15 protein-coding genes are annotated in these 21,434 nt (G+C 58.5%); 14 read left to right on the top strand and 1 reads right to left on the bottom strand.

The window, feature by feature from the left end; all coding sequences use genetic code 11:
* Window positions 1–452: 452 nt before the first annotated feature.
* The 10 genes from secE (at window position 453) to QP982_RS03590 (ending at window position 14,929) form a co-directional block, all read left to right on the top strand.
* Complete coding sequence (gene secE, locus QP982_RS03635; protein ID WP_049170051.1) at window positions 453–761, top strand: preprotein translocase subunit SecE; 309 nt, start codon at window positions 453–455, stop codon at window positions 759–761.
* A 191-nt stretch (window positions 762–952) separates the two neighbouring features.
* Window positions 953–1,822, top strand: coding sequence for a transcription termination/antitermination protein NusG (gene nusG, locus QP982_RS03630; protein ID WP_070546900.1), 870 nt, complete (start codon window positions 953–955; stop codon window positions 1,820–1,822).
* Window positions 1,823–2,160: 338 nt separating this feature from the next.
* The gene (gene rplK / locus QP982_RS03625; protein ID WP_016422043.1) at window positions 2,161–2,598 is read left to right on the top strand and encodes a 50S ribosomal protein L11; all 438 of its coding nucleotides are present in this window, start codon (window positions 2,161–2,163) and stop codon (window positions 2,596–2,598) included.
* 101 nt (window positions 2,599–2,699) lie between these two features.
* Window positions 2,700–3,404 (top strand): 50S ribosomal protein L1, encoded by a 705-nt coding sequence (rplA, locus tag QP982_RS03620; RefSeq protein ID WP_016422044.1) that lies wholly within the window; start codon window positions 2,700–2,702, stop codon window positions 3,402–3,404.
* Window positions 3,405–3,657: 253 nt separating this feature from the next.
* Window positions 3,658–4,290 carry a hypothetical protein gene (locus QP982_RS03615; protein WP_042388383.1) on the top strand — a complete coding sequence of 211 codons (633 nt, stop codon included), beginning with the start codon at window positions 3,658–3,660 and terminating at the stop codon, window positions 4,288–4,290.
* A gap of 387 nt (window positions 4,291–4,677) precedes the next feature.
* Window positions 4,678–5,190, top strand: a complete 513-nt coding sequence (gene rplJ, locus QP982_RS03610; RefSeq protein WP_016422046.1) for a 50S ribosomal protein L10 — start codon at window positions 4,678–4,680, stop codon at window positions 5,188–5,190.
* 124 nt (window positions 5,191–5,314) lie between these two features.
* Window positions 5,315–5,698 (top strand): 50S ribosomal protein L7/L12, encoded by a 384-nt coding sequence (gene rplL, locus QP982_RS03605; RefSeq protein ID WP_016422047.1) that lies wholly within the window; start codon window positions 5,315–5,317, stop codon window positions 5,696–5,698.
* A 223-nt stretch (window positions 5,699–5,921) separates the two neighbouring features.
* Window positions 5,922–6,887 (top strand): cell envelope lipid trafficking protein PgfA, encoded by a 966-nt coding sequence (gene pgfA / locus QP982_RS03600; protein ID WP_042388387.1) that lies wholly within the window; start codon window positions 5,922–5,924, stop codon window positions 6,885–6,887.
* A 433-nt stretch (window positions 6,888–7,320) separates the two neighbouring features.
* Complete coding sequence (gene rpoB, locus QP982_RS03595; RefSeq protein WP_070429877.1) at window positions 7,321–10,809, top strand: DNA-directed RNA polymerase subunit beta; 3,489 nt, start codon at window positions 7,321–7,323, stop codon at window positions 10,807–10,809.
* 148 nt (window positions 10,810–10,957) lie between these two features.
* Entirely contained in the window at window positions 10,958–14,929 is a 3,972-nt protein-coding gene (locus QP982_RS03590) for a DNA-directed RNA polymerase subunit beta' (protein WP_284870226.1), read from the top strand.
* A gap of 305 nt (window positions 14,930–15,234) precedes the next feature.
* Here the strand turns inward: QP982_RS03590 and QP982_RS03585 are convergent, their stop codons facing one another.
* Window positions 15,235–15,882: an SDR family oxidoreductase gene (locus QP982_RS03585; RefSeq protein WP_016422051.1), complete on the bottom strand. Its 648-nt coding sequence runs from the start codon at window positions 15,880–15,882 to the stop codon at window positions 15,235–15,237.
* Between the two features lie 542 nt (window positions 15,883–16,424).
* On the opposite strand from QP982_RS03585, the gene rpsL reads away from it, so the two are divergent.
* From rpsL to tuf, 4 genes are all read left to right on the top strand, one after another.
* Window positions 16,425–16,796 (top strand): 30S ribosomal protein S12, encoded by a 372-nt coding sequence (gene rpsL, locus QP982_RS03580; RefSeq protein ID WP_005509887.1) that lies wholly within the window; start codon window positions 16,425–16,427, stop codon window positions 16,794–16,796.
* 3 nt (window positions 16,797–16,799) lie between these two features.
* On the top strand, window positions 16,800–17,270 hold the full coding sequence (rpsG, locus tag QP982_RS03575; protein ID WP_016422052.1) for a 30S ribosomal protein S7: 471 nt from the start codon (window positions 16,800–16,802) through the stop codon (window positions 17,268–17,270).
* 299 nt (window positions 17,271–17,569) lie between these two features.
* Window positions 17,570–19,702, top strand: coding sequence for an elongation factor G (fusA, locus tag QP982_RS03570; RefSeq protein WP_284870225.1), 2,133 nt, complete (start codon window positions 17,570–17,572; stop codon window positions 19,700–19,702).
* Between the two features lie 502 nt (window positions 19,703–20,204).
* Window positions 20,205–21,395 (top strand): elongation factor Tu, encoded by a 1,191-nt coding sequence (gene tuf / locus QP982_RS03565; RefSeq protein ID WP_016422054.1) that lies wholly within the window; start codon window positions 20,205–20,207, stop codon window positions 21,393–21,395.
* Window positions 21,396–21,434: the final 39 nt, after the last annotated feature.

Here is a 21,434-nt window from a genome sequence, read left to right as displayed (position 1 = left end):
ACCTTATATAAGCCCGTTTTATGCGGCCTGACCAGCAAATAGGCTGAAAATCAGACACACTTTTTGTCACTTAACCCCGAGTTACTGACTGCGTTTATGACAAAAACAGCCCGAAAAATGGCTTGAAAGTGTCATAAACCCATACAGTTTCACATTTGCAGCCCCAAGTTCGCATCCCCAAGCGAGCAGCCCCAGCGAGCAGACCGAGCTAGCAGCCCGTAGCTCTTTGGGGTTGTCAGAATCGAATCTCGAAGCCTGCGGTTCCCACGAAGGGCATTTCTTCGATAGTGTGGATTATCGGCTAGAATTTACGCACTGAACCAGACTTGCTCTGCACAGTGGGGGCTTGGCTCCGGAGAACATCCCCGGAGTTTGCCCTTGAAGAATTCACGTTTGAGTTTCACTGTGCAGTATCTTTAGGTCTCATATGCACGAAGTAGCGAAGGAGCATCGTGTCTGAGGAAAACCAGACTTTCCAGGCGGCGGCTCGCCCGTCCGGTAAGCGCCAGGCGACGGGCGCGCAGACCACCGTGGCGAAGAAGCCTGCGCGTGAGAAGGAGACCAACGAGCTTTCGACTCGTAACCCTTTGGTTTTCATCAAGCAGGTTGTTGACGAGCTGCGCAAGGTGATTTGGCCGACCGGCCGCCAGATGGTCACCTACAGCATCATCGTGATTCTGTTCTTGATTGCCATGATCGTTCTCGTGTGGGGTGTGGACACGCTGGCCGGTCTGGGTGTCCGATCGGTGTTGGGTAAGTAATCGGTTATACTGTTTCGCAGTGATGCTTTTCATCCCGCCTCCGAGTTCCGGACGGCGGGATTATTCGTTAGCGCAGCTGGTGTCTGGCTGTGCGAAGTGATTGCGGATGGCATATTGGCTCTTAGGACTCTTTAGGCGAAGATGCCAATGTCGCGAACCGTTGATGTAGATACAAGAGGGGTTAGCACGACATGAATGATGGTCAGAATATTTTCTCCGACGCCCAGTCCGCGGATGCTGCCGCAACTGAGCAGGATGCGCAGGACGCACCGGCTCAGGTAGAAGCTTCGGCCGAGGGTGCAGTCGCAGCCGCAGCCGACGCAGCCGCAGCTGACACTGCTGCAGCAGAAGCAGCGCCGGCAGAGGAGACTGCCGCTGACGCTGAGGCACAGGCAGCTGCTGACGCAGATGCCGAGTACCGTAAGCGCCTGCGCGAGTTCCAGCGTGAGCTCAAGCGTCGTCCGGGCGACTGGTACATCATCCAGTGCTACTCCGGCTACGAGAACAAGGTGAAGACCAACCTGGAAATGCGCGCCCAGACCATGGGTGTCGATGAGCAGATCCACGAGGTCATCGTTCCGGTTGAGGAAGTCGAAGAGCGCAAGGACGACGGCAAGAAGAAGATCGTTAAGCGCAAGCTGCTGCCGGGCTACGTTCTGGTTCGTATGAGCCTGGATGACCCGTCCTGGTCCGTCGTCCGCGACACCCCGGGTGTTACTTCCTTCGTCGGTAGCGAGGGCCAGCCGTCCAAGGTCAAGATTCGCGAGGTCGCTAAGTTCCTCATGCCGAAGGAGACCATCACCGCGGACGCCGCTGAAGAAGCTGCAAATGCCGACGGTGAGCTGGCTGTCGCAGCGGCGCCGCAGGCGGAGAAGAAGGCCGTCGCCATCGACTATGAGGTCGGCGAGTCCGTCACCATCCTGTCCGGTCCGTTCGCATCTGTGGCTGCGACCATCTCCGAGATCGACCCGGACACCGGCCGCATGAAGGCTCTGGTTTCCATCTTCGGCCGTGAGACCCCGGTCGAGCTGGGCATCGATGAGGTCGAGAAGCTGAACTAGGCCCGACCTCAAGCCAGGCGCAGAGCCAAGCGGAGAGCACCGCCAAGCCAAGCGCCGAGCAAGGCACCAGCTAGCTCGCTCGCGCAACCAATCCGGTAACGGATTTTGATGCACGCCATACGCTGCGGTAACGTAGCCAGGCGTGCATTTTTGTGCCTTGAGCACAGATGCGCCAAGTAATTCGTATCCCCGGTGGCTGGCACCAACTCGATGACCAGCGCCAGCGGCCATGATGGTCGAGGGCGCAAGGGTCGTCGTAAAGCGTCGGCATCCGGACGGGGTGAGTCGCCTTTTCATCGGGGCGGCGTGCCCCGGTAACTAGGAAGTAGGTTAATCCGATGGCTCCGAAGAAGAAGCTTTCTGCGATTATTAAGCTGCAGATTCAGGCTGGTCAGGCTAACCCGGCTCCGCCGGTTGGTCCGGCACTGGGTGCTCATGGTGTCAACATCATGGAGTTCTGCAAGGCTTACAACGCAGCAACTGAGAACCAGCGTGGCAACGTTGTCCCGGTTGAAATCTCTGTCTACGAAGACCGCTCCTTCACCTTCGTTCTGAAGACCCCGCCGGCAGCTAAGCTGCTGCTGAAGGCCGCTGGCATCCAGAAGGGCTCTGGCGTTCCGCACACCAACAAGGTCGGTTCCGTGACCTGGGAGCAGTGCAAGGAAATCGCCGAGCTGAAGAAGCCGGACCTGAACGCTAACGACATCGAGATGGGTGCACGCATCATCGCCGGTACCGCTCGTTCTATGGGCATCACCGTCGAGGGCGCTAAGTAAACCGTCAGCGTTTAGCTGCACCTTCATCAAGTGGTAGGGCCAGCTTCGGCCCGCTACACACCACAATCCAACCATTTCACTTAATTGAGATTGGACTTTTCATGAGCAAGAACTCTAAGGCATACCGCGCCGCCGCCGAGAAGATCGACGCCGGCCGCATCTACTCTCCGCTCGAGGCCGCTAACCTGGCCAAGGAGACCTCCTCCAAGAACTACGACGCCACCATCGACGTCGCCATCCGCCTGGGCGTTGACCCGCGCAAGGCTGACCAGCTGGTTCGCGGCACTGTCTCCCTGCCGAACGGTACCGGTAAGACCGTCCGCGTTGTCGTCTTCGCTGCTGGCGAGAACGCCACCAAGGCTGAAGAGGCTGGCGCTGACTTCGTTGGCTCCGAGGAGCTGATCGAGAAGATTCAGGGCGGTTGGACCGACTTCGACGCTGCTATCGCTACCCCGGACCAGATGGCCAAGGTTGGTCGCGTGGCTCGCATCCTCGGCCCGCGTGGTCTGATGCCGAACCCGAAGACCGGCACCGTTACCCCGGATGTCGCTAAGGCTGTCACCGAGATCAAGGGCGGTAAGATTTCCTTCCGCGTTGACAAGGCTGCAAACCTGCAGGCTGTTATCGGTAAGGCTTCCTTCGACGCTGAGAAGCTGGCCGAGAACTACGGTGCGCTTATCGACGAGCTGATGCGCCTCAAGCCGTCCGCTGCTAAGGGTAAGTACCTGAAGAAGATCACCGTCTCCGCCACCAACGGCCCGGGCATCCCGGTTGACACCAGTGTGATCAAGGACTACACCGCCTAAATCAGCATCAGCCGATAGGCGAGTGTGCTCTTCACGAGTCACTCGAGAGTGACTCTGAGCAAAGCTCTTTAAAACCGCCGCCGCGCGCACTTTCCAGAGTGTGTGAGGTGGCGGTTTTGCATTGGCATAAGGGGTATCGATAGCGCGGTGGGGGCTTGGGCGCGGTAGACGTCGTAAAGCGAATTGCTAATCCAAACAACTAATCCAGGCGAAATGGACTCACAGCCAAAGTTTGTTGCTTAAAATCGCGACTATGACGTTAATTTTGGAACCCGAAGAAGGGCTGGAGGCGCTCGGCGAGATTAATCGCCTGGCGCAGCTCGACGACGGTTCCGGAATTATTGAATCGCAGCTCATCTCGTATCTCGACTCGTTGGGCGACGACGCCTATGACATGCCCTGCCTGCGCATCGCGGGACAGACTCTGCTGGGCGAGGTACTGACGGGGCTAGGGGAGGACGAGCGCGTAGCTGAGGTCCTTCGCCGCAATATCCAGGACTCTGTGGTGCTTCCGGGGATGAGTGAGGAGGAAGCTCTGCAAGCTCGGGCGGCGCAGGTCGTGGTCGTGCGGCTGTTGCGCATCATCGCGCGGATGGAGGCCGTCGAGCTGCGCAATGTCGTGGCGCAGCAGTGCCTGGCATCGCAGATCCCGCCGGTTGTGCGCGTGGCACTGACACTCACCGTGGATATTCTCGACGCCGCCAGATTGGACGCACATCCCGACGACATGGTGCGCGTGGTGCTCGACTACGCCGACCAAGTGCTCTGGCTTGCCGACGACAACCTGAATGCGTACTTTGCCGAGCTCGAGATGATTGTCCAGCAACGTGAGAAGGACCTGGAGTTCGGCCGCTTCGGAGAGCCAGGTGCGGCGCGGTTTGGATAGGCGATTTGGTTAATTGCCAGGGTCTGGTATAAAGTTTCTTCACGAAGTTTGACCGGCTTCCAATCGGTACCAACATCGAGTTGGGAAGATGGAGGTTGGTACTCAAGTTTCACCGAAGACCGTCGGTCATTCGCTTTGAAAGAAGCGGATTGAAGGTTTCATTGTAGGAATACAGTGAGCGGCCCACGCAGGAGGACTTGGAAGCGCTTGCGCAGTTTGACTTCACCTGCTGGCCTTGGGGTTGGCGGAGTTGAAGTGGAACACGCCACAAGAATTGTGCGCCCCATCCTTGTGCGAGGATTGGGGCGTTTGTTGTATTTGCGCAAAAGAATCCTTCACTTGGCCGAGCGGAAAATTGCAAAGACCAGGAAGGAGGCGAGAGTACACATGGCAGCAAATGCTGAGAAGATTGCAGCTGTTGCAGCGCTGAAGCAGGACGTTGAAGAGTCCAACGCTATCGTGCTGACTGAGTACCGCGGCCTGTCCGTTGCGGAAATCACGGAACTGCGTCGCGCCCTCGGTGCTGATGTTAAGTACTCCGTCGCCAAGAACACCATGATCAAGATCGCTGCCGACGAGGCAGGGATTGAGGGTCTTGATGAGCACCTGAACGGCCCGACTGCAGTCGCCTTCATCAAGGGCGAGGCTGTGGATGCGGCTAAGGCGATTAAGAAGTTCGCCGGTGACAACAAGAACCTCGTGATCAAGGGCGGCTACATGGACGGTGCTGCAATGGATGCAGCACAGTTCGAGGCTCTTGCGGATATGGATAACCGTGAGACCACGCTGGCAAAGCTGGCTGGTGCCTTCAACGGCGTTCTGGCGAACGTCGCTGGCCTGCTCGACGCTCCGACCTCCTCGGTTGCCCGCCTTGCTGCGGCACTCGAGGAAAAGAAGTAATCCCGAGCGGCTCGCGATCTACGCGAACTAAATCACGCGAAAAACTTTTCAATATCACTTTGACGGCTTCGACCCCAGGGATCTCTGAGGGGAGCGGCCGCACCACACTCATAGGAGAATATCCATGGCTAAGTACACCACTGAGGAACTGCTCGAGGCTTTCAAGGAAATGACCCTCGTTGAGCTCACCGAGTTCAAGAAGGCTTTCGAGGAAGAGTTCGACGTCACCGCTGCTGCTCCGGTTGCAGTTGCTGCTGCAGGCGCTGCTGGCGGCGAGGCTGCTGCTGAGGAGAAGGACGAGTTCGACGTCGTCCTCGAGGACGCTGGCGCTAAGAAGATCGGCGTTATTAAGGCTGTCCGTGAGATCGTCTCCGGCCTGGGCCTGAAGGAGGCTAAGGAGATGGTTGAGTCCGCTCCGAAGGCTATCCTGGAGGGTGCTTCCAAGGACGACGCTGAGGCTGCTAAGGCTAAGCTGGAAGAGGCTGGCGCAAAGGTTGCCCTCAAGTAATTCAATTACTTGCCTCGGCCCCGGTAGTGGCCTAAAGCTACCAATTCTGACCGCCAGTTCTGGGCTTCGTGCCCGGGGTTGGCGGTTCTTTTGTATCTGGGGCCTTTGCTAACCCACCTGACCCGGGCAAAACCTCACTAATCTCACCCGTCACAGGGAGTTGAGGCAAAAACCAGCCCACTCATTGTCTTGATTACCCTTATTGGCCTGTAAAGTATCTAACATGCTCTCACGGCCGAGAATTTTGTCTATCCTTCTGTTGGGTCTAGGCACCGCACTGCTTGCTGCTGGCATTTTGCTGCCCAAAGTGCTCAATGTTGATCCCAAAATGCCGCTTGACCTGCCGCCGGTGTCGTATACCCTGCGGGCGGAAGACGGCGTATCCACCAGGATTAACGAAGAGGGCAAGCGGGAGGAAGTGCACTCGCCGCTGCAGCGACAGCTCCATGGCGTGCTCATCGAACCCGCGGATGCGGACAAGGTTTCGCTCCGTGTCGGTGTGACTGAAATGCGTGAGCTTCCCCCTGAGGTCATAGGCACCGACCCGCTGACGGAGCTTATCGAGGCCAATATCTGGACAGTTACCATCGACCGCCTCACTGGCGAGGCGCTGGCTCCTGCGACGCTTGTCGACCGCATGGCAGGCGTTCCACGGTCAGTGGCTTTCGAGGGGAACTGGGTGAAGCTTCCGGCCGACACGGAGGAAAAGGAATACCTGATCTTTGATGATCTCCTCCACGATTCCTTGCCGGCAAAGTTTGTCGGGGAAGAGGAGCGCGGCGGTAACCGTGTCCTGCATTTCCGTCAGGACATTGAGAAGACGAATCTCGCCCAGAAGTACCGTTCTTACGTCTCTCAGCTAACCCAGGATGACAAGTCCGGCTTCCTCCAGTACCAGGGCACCCGTGATTTGTGGGTTGAGCCCAAGTCTGGCTCGGTCATCGATATGGCCGAGGACATCCACCTTTGGTGGGAGACCCGCGATGGCGAGCCGATCATGGACTACCTGCGCTTCAACGGCAAGATGGACGAAGGCCTTTCCAATCAGCTTCTCTTTGGCGCAATACAGAATTTCCAGCGCCCAGCTCTAGAGCCGTGGTCAATCGGCCTCATTGCGTCCGGTTCGATTCTGGTATTCATCGCAATCGTGGGTATCGTGCGTCCTTCGACCCGTCGTAAAACAGAGTAACGCTTTACGACGGCCATAGCGCCCAGGCCTCATCGTTATATCGGTAACGGGTGAATGCGACACGCCCGATTTGTCAAGTTGTACTAGACAACTGCCAGTTTTTGATATAGGCTAAATCGTTGCGCTGGAATTAGTGTATCTGTCGCCAGCTCTTTTATAGTTTGCGCTCGGAGCGCGGGGCTATTATGTAGCACCGTTTTTCGTGCATCTAGCTGTTAAAGGAGTTGCTGCGACGCCGCCGTTAGGGCTCGGGGGCTCGCCTTTAAAGGCTGGTCTTGGAGGCCAAGTGGCGGGGGAATCACTTTCGTGTGTGACCAAAGGTTAGACGCAAAGTATCCCGGTGCGCAACAGAAATAATTCCTGCAACTTGAATCGCGTATAAACCAAGCGGGCGGAGCGCACCACCGGTTGCCGGTGTGCTCCACCGCGTGAGGTGCTGGAAGGACGCATCTTGGCAGTCTCCCGCCAGACCAAGGCAGTAACCGGTATTCCCGGAGCTTCGAAGAGGTACTCGTTTGCAAAGATTCAGGAGCCGATTGCGGTTCCTGGTCTGCTCGACCTGCAGCGTGAGTCTTTCGCATGGCTCATTGGCACGCCTGAGTGGCGTGCTCGTCGCCAGGAGGAGCTCGGAGAAGACGCTCGGGTTACCAGCGGTCTCGAAGATATTCTAGAAGAGCTCTCTCCGATCGAGGACTACTCCCAGAAGATGTCCCTGACGCTGTCGGACCCATGGTTCGACTCCGTCAAGAACACCGTGGATGAGTCCAAGGATAAGGACATCAACTACTCGGCTCCCCTCTACGTCACCGCGGAGTTCACCAACCGCGAGACCGGTGAGATCAAGAGCCAGACCGTCTTCATCGGTGACTTCCCGATGATGACGGACAAGGGTACGTTCATCGTCAACGGAACTGAGCGTGTCGTTGTTTCTCAGCTGGTGCGCTCTCCGGGCGTCTACTTCGATGAGACCATCGACAAGTCCACCGAGCGCCCGCTGCACTCGGTGAAGATTATTCCGTCGCGCGGTGCGTGGCTGGAGTTCGACGTCGACAAGCGGGACACCGTCGGCGTTCGTATTGACCGTAAGCGTCGCCAGCCGGTCACGGTTCTGCTGAAGGCTTTCGGCTGGACCACCGAGGAGATCAAGGAGCGCTTCGGCTTCTCTGAGATCATGATGGCCACCCTGGAGAAGGACGGTGTTGCAAACACCGACGAGGCTCTGCTGGAGATTTACCGCAAGCAGCGCCCGGGTGAGCCGCCGACGCGCGAGTCCGCGCTGGCTCTGCTGGAGAACAACTTCTTCAAGCCGAAGCGCTACGACCTGGCTAAGGTCGGTCGCTACAAGGTCAACCGCAAGCTGGGTCTGGGCGCTGATGCCTCCGGCGAGATGGTTCTGACCGAGCAGGATATTGCTACCACCATCGAATACCTTGTGCGCCTGCACGACGGCGAGAATGTTATGACCTCGCCGGAAGGTGTCGAAATCCCGGTTGAGACCGACGATATCGACCACTTCGGTAACCGTCGTCTGCGTACCGTAGGCGAGCTGATTCAGAACCAGGTCCGCGTGGGTCTGTCCCGCATGGAACGCGTGGTTCGTGAGCGCATGACCACTCAGGACGTGGAGTCGATCCAGCCGACCACCCTGATTAACGTGCGCCCGGTTTCCGCGGCTATCCGTGAGTTCTTCGGTACTTCCCAGCTGTCCCAGTTCATGGACCAGAACAACTCGCTGTCGGGTCTGACCCACAAGCGTCGTCTGTCCGCACTGGGCCCGGGTGGTCTGACCCGTGACCGTGCTGGCCTTGAGGTTCGAGACGTTCACCCGTCCCACTACGGTCGCATGTGTCCAATTGAGACCCCAGAGGGTCCGAACATTGGTCTGATTGGTTCGCTGTCCTGCTACGCACGCGTGAACCCGTTCGGTTTCATTGAGACTCCGTACCGTCGCGTCCGCGATGGTGTCATCACCGACGAGGTCGACTACCTCACCGCTGATGAGGAAGACCGCTACGTCGTCGCGCAGGCCAACACCCCGGTCGACGAGAACGGCCACTTCGTTCAGGAGACTCTGTCTGTTCGTAAGAAGGGTGGTGACGTCGAGTCCGTCCGCGCCGATGAGGTCGACTACCTCGATGTTTCCCCGCGTCAGATGGTCTCCGTGGCTACCGCCATGATTCCGTTCCTCGAGCACGACGACGCTAACCGTGCCCTGATGGGTGCGAACATGCAGCGCCAGGCTGTGCCGCTGCTGCGTTCGGAGGCTCCGTTCGTCGGTACTGGTATGGAGCAGCGTGCTGCTTACGACGCCGGCGATGTCATTGTCGCTTCGGCCACCGGTGTGGTCGAGACCGTGTCGGCAGACTTCATCACCATCATGGATGATGAGGGCCAGCGCCACACCTACCTGCTGCGCAAGTTCGAACGCACCAACCAGGGCACCTGCTACAACCAGAAGCCACTGGTTGACGAAGGCCAGCGTGTTGAGGCCGGCCAGGTCATCGCTGACGGTCCGGGTACCGACAACGGTGAGATGGCACTTGGTAAGAATCTGCTCGTGGCATTCATGCCGTGGGAAGGACACAACTACGAGGACGCCATCATCCTGAACCAGCGCATGGTTGAGGAGGACATCCTGACCTCGATTCACATCGAGGAGCATGAGATTGATGCCCGTGACACCAAGCTGGGTCCGGAGGAAATCACCCGTGACATCCCGAACGCGTCCGAGGAGATGCTGAAGGATCTGGATGACCGCGGTATCGTCCGCATCGGTGCTGACGTTCGCGACGGTGACATCCTGGTCGCTAAGACCACGCCGAAGGGCGAGACTGAGCTGACTCCGGAGGAGCGCCTGCTGCGCGCTATCTTCGGCGAGAAGTCCCGCGAGGTCCGTGACACCTCCATGCGTGTTCCGCACGGTGAGTCCGGCAAGGTCATCGGCGTCCGCGTCTTCTCCCGTGAAGACGATGACGACCTGGCACCGGGTGTCAACGAGATGGTCCGCGTCTACGTTGCGCAGAAGCGCAAGATTCAGGACGGCGACAAGATGGCAGGTCGCCACGGTAACAAGGGTGTTATCGGCAAGATCCTGCCGCAGGAGGATATGCCGTTCCTGCCGGACGGCACCCCGGTCGACATCATTCTGAACACCCACGGTGTTCCGCGTCGTATGAACATCGGCCAGGTCCTCGAGGTTCACCTCGGCTGGCTGGCGAAGGCCGGCTGGAGCATTGAGGGCGACCCGGATTGGGCTAAGCGTCTTCCGGCTGACCTGCACGACGTTCCGTCCGACTCCCTGGTCGCAACCCCAGTGTTCGACGGTGCTGAGAACGAGGAGCTCGCTGGTCTGCTCGCGTCGTCCCGCCCGAACCGTGACGGCGAGGTGCTGGTCAACGCTGACGGTAAGGCCACGCTGTTCGACGGCCGCTCTGGCGAGAAGTTCCCGTTCCCGGTTTCGGTGGGCTACATGTACATGCTGAAGCTGCACCACCTGGTCGACGAGAAGATTCACGCTCGTTCCACCGGTCCGTACTCCATGATTACCCAGCAGCCGCTGGGTGGTAAGGCTCAGTTCGGTGGTCAGCGCTTCGGTGAGATGGAGGTGTGGGCAATGCAGGCATACGGCGCTGCCTACACCCTGCAGGAGCTGCTCACTATCAAGTCCGATGACGTGGTTGGCCGCGTCAAGGTCTACGAGGCAATCGTGAAGGGCGACAACATTCCGGATCCGGGTATTCCGGAGTCGTTCAAGGTGCTTCTGAAGGAACTGCAGTCGCTCTGCCTGAACGTTGAGGTCCTTTCGGCCGACGGCGTTCCGGTTGAGTTGGGCTCCTCCGACGATGAGGAACTCGACCACGCGACCGCTTCCCTCGGCATTAACCTGTCCCGCGACGAGCGTTCTGACGCTGACTCCGCATAGTTTCTCGCTTAACGACGAAACATTGCGTGAGTATCAGGGTCGGGAAGCCCTAACTCGCGAATAACCCAACACAGACGACAACGTACAAAAACCTCCGCAGAGAATTTGGTTTCCGCATTACTTCGATGCGGAGGGAAAGGGAAAACAGGTGCTCGACGTCAACAACTTTGACGAGCTCCGGATTGGGCTCGCTACCGCCGACGACATCCGCCGCTGGTCTCGCGGTGAGGTCAAGAAGCCCGAGACGATTAACTACCGTACGCTGAAGCCGGAAAAGGATGGCCTTTTCTGTGAGCGTATCTTCGGCCCGACCCGTGACTGGGAGTGTGCTTGTGGTAAGTACAAGCGCGTTCGCTTCAAGGGCATCATCTGTGAACGCTGTGGCGTTGAGGTGACCAAGTCGAAGGTTCGCCGTGAGCGCATGGGCCACATTGAGCTGGCCGCTCCGGTCACTCACATCTGGTACTTCAAGGGTGTGCCGTCTCGCCTCGGCTACCTGCTCGATTTGGCTCCGAAGGATTTGGAAAAGATCATCTACTTCGCTGCCAACATCATCACTTCTGTGGATGAAGAGGCTCGCCACAACGACCAGGAAACCCTCGAAGCAGACATGCTCGTGGACAAGAAGCTGGTTGAGGACGACCGCGACCAGGAGCTGGCCGAACGCGCCCAGACCCTGGAAGAGGATCTGGCTGAGCTCGAGGCAGCCGGTGCCAAGGCTGACGCCCGCAAGAAGGTTCAGTCTGCAGCCGAGCGCGAGATGCGCCACATCCGTGAGCGCGCCCAGCGCGAGCTGGATCGTCTCGATGAGATTTGGAACACCTTCATCAAGCTCGAGCCGAAGCAGATGATTATCGACGAGGGTATTTACACCGAGCTCGTCGACCGCTACGAGGACTACTTCACCGGTGGTATGGGTGCTGAGGCTATTCAGACCCTGATCCGCAACTTCGACCTGGCCAAGGAGGCCGAGGAGCTGCGCGAGATTATTCGCGACGGCAAGGGTCAGAAGAAGATGCGCGCCCTCAAGCGCCTGAAGGTTGTCACTGCATTCCTGCAGTCCGGCAACGACCCAGCCGCTATGGTGCTCGACTGCATCCCGGTGATTCCGCCGGAGCTGCGCCCGATGGTGCAGCTCGACGGTGGCCGCTTTGCGACCTCGGACTTGAACGACCTCTACCGTCGTGTCATCAACCGCAACAACCGCCTGAAGCGCATGATCGACCTCGGCGCTCCGGAGATCATCGTCAACAACGAGAAGCGCATGCTTCAGGAATCCGTTGACGCACTGTTCGACAATGGACGTCGCGGCCGCCCGGTCACTGGTCCGGGTAACCGCCCGCTGAAGTCCCTGAGCGACCTGCTCAAGGGTAAGCAGGGTCGTTTCCGTCAGAACCTGCTGGGTAAGCGTGTTGACTACTCCGGCCGTTCGGTTATTATCGTCGGCCCGCAGCTGAAGCTGCACCAGTGTGGTCTGCCGAAGCTGATGGCACTTGAGCTGTTCAAGCCGTTCGTGATGAAGGAGCTCGTGGCCAAGAGCTACGCGCAGAACATCAAGAGCGCGAAGCGCATGGTTGAGCGTCAGCGCCCAGAGGTGTGGGACGTCCTCGAAGATGTCATTACCGGACACCCGGTCCTGCTGAACCGTGCACCTACGCTGCACCGCCTGGGTATTCAGGCTTTCGAGCCGGTCCTGGTTGAGGGTAAGGCAATTCAGCTGCACCCACTGGCATGTGAGGCTTTCAACGCCGACTTCGACGGTGACCAGATGGCAGTCCACCTGCCGCTGTCCGCTGAAGCACAGGCCGAGGCTCGCGTCCTGATGCTGTCCTCGAACAACATTCTGTCGCCGGCTTCCGGTAAGCCGCTGGCTATGCCGCGTCTGGATATGGTCACTGGCCTGTACTTCCTGACGCTGGAGAAGCCGGAGCTGCCGGGTGGCCACCAGGATGCCACCGAGGACGCACCGGAGCAGGGTATTTACACCAGCCCGGCCGAGGCCATCATGGCTTACGACCGCGGTGCAATTGGTCTGCAGAGCCCGATTAAGGTGCGCATCAGCCACCTGCGTCCGCCGGCCGAGATTGAGGCCGAGCAGTTCCCAGACGGTTGGAACAAGGGCGATACCTGGCTGGCTTCGACCACGCTGGGCCGCGTTATGTTCAACGACCTGCTGCCGTGGAACTACCCATACGTCGAAGGCGTTATGGCTAAGAAGCCGCAGGCTGCGATCATCAACGACTTGGCTGCCAAGTACCCGATGATCACGGTCGCTCAGACCGTCGACAAGCTCAAGGATGCTGGCTTCTACTGGGCTACCCGTTCTGGTGTCACCATTGCTATGTCTGACGTGCTGGTTCTCCCGAACAAGCGGGAGATCCTAAACGGCTACGAAGAGAAGGCCGCCACGGTGGAGAAGAAGTTCCGCCGCGGTAAGCTCTCGGCTGCTGAGCGTCACGAGTCGCTGGTTAACCTGTGGAAGGCTGCGACGGCTGAGGTCGGTGAAAAGGTCGAGGCTCTGTACCCGGATGACAATCCGATTCCGATGATCGTGAAGTCGGGTGCTGCCGGTAACATGGGCCAGATTCACTCGCTGGCCGGCATGAAGGGTATGGTTACGAACCCGCGTGGTGAATACATCACCCGTCCGATTAAGACCTCCTTCCGCGAAGGCCTGTCGGTTCTCGAGTACTTCAACAACTCGCACGGTTCCCGTAAGGGTCTGGCCGATACCGCGCTTCGTACCGCTGACTCGGGTTACCTGACCCGTCGTCTGGTCGACGTTGCGCAGGACGTCATCGTTCGCGAAGAGGACTGTGGCACCCACGATGGTGTCATTGTCGAGATCGGCGAGGATGTTCTGGACGCAGCCGGCAACCCGACCGGCGAGATCCGTCGTGCGAAGTATGTCGAGACCGCCGCGATTGCTCGTGTGCTGGCAGCCGATGTCACCGACGCTGAGGGCAATGTCCTTATCGCGGCTGACACCGACCTGAACGACGACCACATCACCCTGGCTCTCAGCCACGGTGTCAAGGAAGTCAAGGTCCGCTCGGTTCTGACCTGTTCCACCGCAACCGGTGTCTGTGCCAAGTGTTACGGTCGCTCGATGGCAACCGGCAAGCTGGTCGACATCGGAGAGGCTGTCGGTATTGTTGCTGCGCAGTCCATTGGTGAGCCGGGTACCCAGCTGACCATGCGTACGTTCCACCAGGGTGGTGTCGGTGGCGACATTACCGGTGGTCTGCCGCGTGTCCAGGAGCTGTTTGAGGCCCGCGTGCCGAAGAACAAGGCTCCGCTGGTCCGCGAAAACGGTCGCGTGCGCCTGGAGGAGGACGAGCACTTCTACACGCTCACCCTCATCCCGGATGCCAACAGCGAAGACGAGGTTGTTTACGACAAGCTGTCCAAGCGTCAGGGCCTGGCTGAAATCACTGTCGATGGCCGTCGTCGCGCCATCCGCGATGGTGACCATGTGGTCAAGGGTCAGCAGCTGCTCAAGGGCGCTGCCGATCCGCACGAGGTCCTCGAGGTTCTGGGCCGCCGAGGCGTCCAGCGCCACCTCATCGAGGAAGTCCAGTCGGTCTACCGTGATCAGGGTGTGGCCATTCACGACAAGCACATCGAGGTTATCGTCAGCCAGATGCTGCGCCGCGTGATTGTGTCTAAGCCAGGTGACTCCGAACTGCTGCCAGGTGCACTGGTCGAGCGCTCCACGGTCATGGCGAAGAACCGCGAGATTGTCGCCTCCGGTGGCAGCGTCATCGAAGGCCGTCGCGTGCTGATGGGTATTACCAAGGCATCGCTGGCCACCGAGTCCTGGCTGTCCGCCGCCTCCTTCCAGGAGACGACGCGCGTGCTTACCGACGCCGCTATCAACAAGCGCTCGGATAAGCTCATCGGCCTGAAGGAGAACGTGATCATCGGTAAGCTGATCCCGGCTGGTACGGGTATCGCGCGCTACCGCAACATCACGGTTGAGCCGACTGAGGAAGCTGCCCGCCAGGCAGCCGCCCCGTTCGCTTCCTTCGGCGAGGGCTTCTACGGTGCCGAGGACACCTACGGCATCGATCAGGTCGGTTCCGCAGTTCCGCTGGATGACATCGGAACCTTCGAGTAGAAATCAATAGCTTTGCGGCAGCGGCTGGGGGGAGCGGGAGAATTCCCTCGGTCACTGTCTGGCAAAGCACCTCGCCTGACAGTTGGGGCTTCGTGCGCTAACTGTTAGGTGGCAACCGGAAAAATCCTCCGGCACAGTTGTGGCTTACTAGCGGGTTGCTAGTTCGTCACGGTCGTGCCGGAGGATTTTTCTTTGTCGAGGCAACCCAACTGGAAAACTCGGCTGGAGACTGAAGAAAGGCGATAGGAACAGAGGCAAGGGGCAGGGGAGGAAGGGCCTAGGGGTTCCGTCCCGACCTCCCTCCTCTACATCTTGAGAGCCTCTGCAATCGGGGTGTTGCCCTCGTTGAAGTTAATCATGCGACCAACGGTAGCCTCGTTGAACACGGCCTGCGCGATGACATTGGCAACGGTCGCGCGAGCGACCTCGCCTGCCTTGTCCGCCGTGGTGTCGATGGAATCCTGGCCCTCGTTGAGCGTGAGCGCACTCGGGCCGAGAATGGTCCATTCCAGGTTTGAAGCGCGCAGCGCTTCGTCGGCTGCAGCCTTGGACTCGGCATAGGCAAAGAAGCTGTGATCCTCTGGAACGCCATGGTCGTGGCCCGCACCAAAGTAAGAGACCATCACGTAGCGCTTAACGCCAGCCTGCTCGGCTGCGGCAATCGAAGTAATAGCTGCGTCGCGGTCGATCGCGTACGTCCGTTCTGGTGAACCTCCACCAGCGCCGGCGGACCAAATCACAGCGTCGTGCGCGCTGAGAAGGTCCGCAAACTGTTCGGTCGAGAGACTGGCGATGTCGTAAACGGCTGGTGTGGCGCCGAGAGCCTCGATATCCGGAACCTGGTCGGGGTTGCGTATAACAGACGTGACCTCGTAGCCATCGTCGATAAGTAGGGGAGTAGAGATTTGGGCCACCTTGCCGTGGCCGCCAATGACAATAACCTTTTTAGACATGTCCCCACCTATACGCTGCCAGTACACTGCTGGCAATGAAGAAGGCATTCGCCTGTGGTGAACATGGCGATTAAGTTTCTCCAGCGCTGATGCAGGACAGTACTATGGGCAAACCGAACGGACGGCAGAATTGGCCGCGTTATCGATTCAAACCGGCATAGTAACGTCTGCGTCTTTTGGGGCGAGGCGCGCCGTGCTGAACACCCAAAAATTTGATCACCAAGCCCACAAGCGCTCAAAGTGCTTGAAATTTATAGGCCATTACCAGGGTGTTTGGACTAAACCCGCAGCTCGCGTACTGTTATACAACGATCCCAGAAAAGAATTGGGAACTTGAGACATTACCCAGTAGGCCAGCGAGAGCGGCTGACTGGGTTTCGCACGTTCAAAATCCCTCCATTTCTTGCGTTCAACCGATGGGCTCACCACTGGATGAGTAATAACTTTTCTTGTGATGCATTCACACGGAAGGTGGTTACTCCGCTGCGGTTGGCATCGGTCGTGAGAATGTCCAGCGAGGATTGAAAACAGAAAGAGGCTTCATGCCCACTATTCAGCAGCTGGTCCGCAAGGGCCGCCATGACAAGAAGGCTAAGGTTGCAACCGCAGCTCTGAAGGGTTCCCCTCAGCGCCGCGGCGTTTGCACCCGTGTTTACACCACCACCCCGAAGAAGCCGAACTCGGCTCTTCGTAAGGTCGCTCGTGTTCGTCTGACCTCTGGTATCGAGGTTTCGGCTTACATTCCGGGTGAGGGCCACAACCTGCAGGAGCACTCCATGGTGCTCGTTCGCGGTGGTCGTGTTAAGGACCTCCCGGGTGTCCGCTACAAGATCGTCCGTGGTTCCCTCGACACCCAGGGTGTCAAGGACCGCAAGCAGGCTCGTTCCCGCTACGGCGCAAAGAAGGAGAAGTAAGCCATGCCACGTAAGGGCCCAGTACAGAAGCGTCCTGTCGTCAACGACCCGGTCTACGGCTCCCCTCTGGTGTCGCAGCTGGTCAACAAGGTTCTGATCGACGGTAAGAAGTCGACTGCAGAGCGCATCGTCTACGGTGCACTTGAGCTGTGCGAAGAGAAGACCGGTACTGATCCGGTGCTGACTCTGAAGCGCGCAATCGAGAACGTCAAGCCGGCTCTTGAGGTTCGTTCCCGCCGTGTTGGTGGCGCCACCTACCAGGTCCCGGTCGAGGTTCGTCCGGGCCGTGGCACCACGCTGGCACTGCGCTGGCTGCTGATGTTCTCCCGTCAGCGCCGTGAGAACACCATGACCGAGCGTCTCGCTAACGAGATTCTCGATGCATCCAACGGCCTGGGTGCATCCGTCAAGCGTCGTGAGGACACTCACAAGATGGCGGAAGCAAACCGCGCATTCGCTCACTACCGCTGGTAATCGCTTATCGACGGAGGCCGCGAGTGGTCACCGTCGTAGAGCAGCTGCCGGTATGTCAACGGCGCGCGTCGGTCGCGGTCCACAGATCTTTAAGGGTCACTCAATAGGGGCCAGCCCGGCGCTTACACCCGATGTCTTGCGTAGAATTTACGCAATAGGTGTACGTCACGGCGCGACTTCGCGCCAAGACGGTGGCATTATAGATAAAGCAAACCCGACCGACGGCGGATTTGACGGCCAATTGCAATCCCGTAATTGAGTCTCACCGCCAAACCGATTTGAAACGAGTGGGGAATCAAGTGGCTGAAGGTGCACTTCCCGTTAAGAAGGACCTCCACAAGGTCCGCAACATCGGCATCATGGCGCACATCGATGCTGGTAAGACGACTACGACTGAGCGCATCCTGTACTACACGGGTATTAACCGCAAGGTCGGCGAGACTCACGATGGTGGCGCTACCACCGACTGGATGGAGCAGGAGAAGGAGCGCGGTATCACCATTACCTCCGCTGCTGTGACCTGTTTCTGGAACGACAACCAGATCAACATCATCGATACCCCGGGCCACGTCGACTTCACCGTTGAGGTTGAGCGTTCCCTGCGTGTGCTCGACGGTGCCGTCGCAGTCTTCGACGGTAAGGAAGGTGTCGAGCCGCAGTCTGAGCAGGTTTGGCGTCAGGCTCAGAAGTACGATGTCCCGCGTATTTGCTTCGTCAACAAGATGGACAAGCTGGGCGCTGACTTCTACTACACCGTTGGCACCATCGTTGACCGCCTCGGTGCTAAGCCGTTGGTTATGCAGCTGCCGATTGGCGCTGAGGATGACTTCGACGGCGTTGTTGACCTGCTGGAGATGAAGGCCCTCATGTGGCCGGGCAAGGTTGAGATCGGCACTCCTGCGCAGGTCGAGGAGATTCCGGCGGACATGGTCGACAAGGCTAACGAGTACCGTGAGAAGCTCATTGAGACCGTCGCTGAGTCCGACGAGGAGCTCATGGAGAAGTACTTCGGTGGCGAAGAGCTGACCATGGACGAGATCAAGGGCGCCATCCGCAAGATGGTTATCAACTCTGAGGTCTACCCGGTCTACTGTGGTACCGCGTACAAGAACAAGGGTGTTGAGCCGCTGCTCGACGCTGTCATTGACTTCCTGCCGAATCCGCTGGACATCGGTGAGGTTCACGGCCACCAGATGGGCGACGAGGACGTCGATATGGTCCGTAAGCCGTCTAAGGATGAGCCGTTCTCCGCTCTCGCATTCAAGATTGCTGCTCACCCGTTCTTCGGCAAGCTGACCTTCGTCCGCGTTTACTCCGGTCGTGTGGAGCCTGGCCAGCAGGTCCTGAACTCCACCAAGGACAAGAAGGAGCGCGTCGGTAAGCTGTTCCAGATGCACGCCAACAAGGAGAACCCTGTTGACGAGGCAGTGGCAGGTAACATCTACGCCTTCATTGGTCTGAAGGACACCACCACCGGTGACACCCTGTGTGCACAGGATGCTCCGATCGTTCTGGAGTCCATGTCCTTCCCGGATCCGGTTATCTCCGTTGCTATTGAGCCCAAGTCCAAGGCCGACCAGGAGAAGCTGAGTACCGCTATTCAGCGTCTGGCTGAAGAGGACCCGACCTTCACCGTTCACCTGGATGAGGAAACCGGCCAGACCGTTATCGGCGGTATGGGCGAGCTCCACCTCGACGTCCTGGTTGACCGCATGAAGCGCGAGTTCAAGGTCGAAGCAAACATCGGTAACCCGCAGGTTGCTTACCGCGAGACCATCCGCAAGCCGGTCGAGAAGTTCGAGTACACCCACAAGAAGCAGACCGGTGGTTCGGGTCAGTTCGCCCGCGTCATCATTGCTCTGGAGCCGTACTCCCCGTCCGCTGAAGAGGTGGAAGAAGGCGAGTCCACAACTTACCTCTTCGCAAACGAGGTCACCGGTGGCCGCGTTCCGAAGGAGTACATCCCGTCTGTCGACGCTGGTATCCAGGATGCAATGCAGTACGGTACCCTCGCCGGCTACCCGCTGGTGAACATCAAGGCAACCCTGCTCGACGGTGCTTACCACGAGGTTGACTCCTCCGAAATGGCCTTCAAGATCGCTGGTCAGCAGGCTCTGAAGGAAGCTGTTCAGAAGGCTAAGCCGGTCCTGCTCGAGCCGATGATGGCCGTTGAGGTCATTACTCCGGAAGAGTACATGGGTGAGGTCATCGGTGACATCAACTCCCGTCGTGGCCAGGTCAACTCCATGGAAGACCGCACCGGCGTCAAGGCTGTCAAGGCTCTGGTTCCGCTGTCCGAGATGTTCGGCTACGTTGGTGACCTGCGTTCCAAGACCCAGGGTCGCGCTAACTACACCATGATCTTCGACTCCTACGCTGAGGTTCCGTCCTCCGTGGCCGAGGAGATCATTGCAGCTCGTACCGGCGCTTAAATCACGCCGGTAGGGTGGGGCACTCAATCAGAGTTGACCCCATCCCTGCACGCACTGCACTGTCACTCTTTTAGAGAACGCAGTGCGAGGGTCTGCAGCTTTAGTAGATTCCCTCTAGCTTTGACTGTGCTGAGACATCGTCAGACTGTTGGCGTGTGTCAGCACAGGCAAGCTCTAGGGGGTAGCTGCTCGCAATTCATATCGTTGGCCGATTTTAGATCGCAGCTCAAATATCTAGCATTTATGCAGGTAAATGACGATGTGAGTTGCTGGCCGTTACCCACCCTTAACTAGGGGGTTGGTCTGGTTTGGAAAACTCCAGTATCCTGCCCTAGTATCGAGTAACTGGCACAGTGAAAGAATAGTGCTCTTTTGCGCGCGCACGTTCCGAAGTCGGAAGCGAACAGCTTCAAGGCTTCTGATGCTTGTGAAGGCGGATTGAGTGACCACAAAATTGTGGCTGCGAGAGTCGTGGCCACCTAGACCTCCAGGAGGACTAAAAGTGGCAAAGGCGAAGTTCGAGCGTACGAAGCCGCACGTCAACATCGGTACCATTGGTCACGTTGACCACGGTAAGACCACCACTACCGCCGCTATCACCAAGGTTCTGGCTGACAAGTTCCCGGACCTGAACGAGTCGTTCGCTTACGATGCCATCGATAAGGCACCGGAAGAGAAGGAACGTGGCATTACCATCAACGTTTCCCACGTTGAGTACCAGACGGAGAAGCGCCACTACGCTCACGTCGATGCCCCGGGCCACGCCGACTATATCAAGAACATGATTACCGGTGCTGCTCAGATGGACGGCGCAATCCTGGTTGTCGCTGCTACTGACGGCCCGATGCCGCAGACCCGCGAGCACGTTCTGCTGGCTCGCCAGGTTGGCGTTCCGTACATCCTCGTTGCACTGAACAAGTGCGACATGGTCGACGACGAAGAGATCATCGAGCTCGTCGAGATGGAGGTCCGCGAGCTGCTGGCTGAGCAGGACTACGACGAGGAAGCTCCGATCGTCCACATCTCCGCTCTGAAGGCTCTTGAGGGCGAAGAGAAGTGGGTCAACTCCATCGTCGAGCTGATGGAAGCTTGCGACGAGAACATCCCGGATCCGGTTCGCGAGACCGACAAGCCGTTCCTGATGCCGATTGAGGACATCTTCACCATTACCGGTCGCGGCACCGTTGCTACCGGTCGTGTTGAGCGCGGCGTTCTGAACGTTAACGACGAGGTCGAGATTCTGGGCATCAAGGAGAAGTCCCAGAAGACCACCGTTACCGGTATCGAGATGTTCCGCAAGCTGCTGGATTCCGCTGAGGCTGGCGACAACTGTGGTCTGCTGCTCCGCGGTACCAAGCGTGAGGACATCGAGCGCGGTCAGATCGTTGCTAAGCCGGGCGCTTACACCCCGCACACCGAGTTCGAGGGTTCCGTCTACATCCTGTCTAAGGATGAGGGCGGCCGTCACACCCCGTTCTTCGACAACTACCGTCCGCAGTTCTACTTCCGCACCACCGACGTCACCGGCGTCGTTTCCCTGCCGGAAGGTGTCGAGATGGTCATGCCGGGCGACAACGTTGACATGTCTGTCAAGCTGATCCAGCCGGTCGCAATGGACGAGGGCCTGCGCTTCGCTATCCGCGAGGGTGGCCGCACCGTCGGCGCTGGCCGCGTTACCAAGATCGTTAAGTAAGGTTTCTCCCCATAGGGGAAGTGCTTTAACTTAAGTCTT

The organism is Corynebacterium sp. MSK019 (assembly GCF_030232425.1).
GTDB classification, from domain to species: Bacteria; Actinomycetota; Actinomycetes; order Mycobacteriales; family Mycobacteriaceae; genus Corynebacterium; species Corynebacterium jeikeium_D.
Note: the sequence above shows the minus strand (reverse complement) of the source record. Positions and strands in the feature narration are given on the sequence as shown.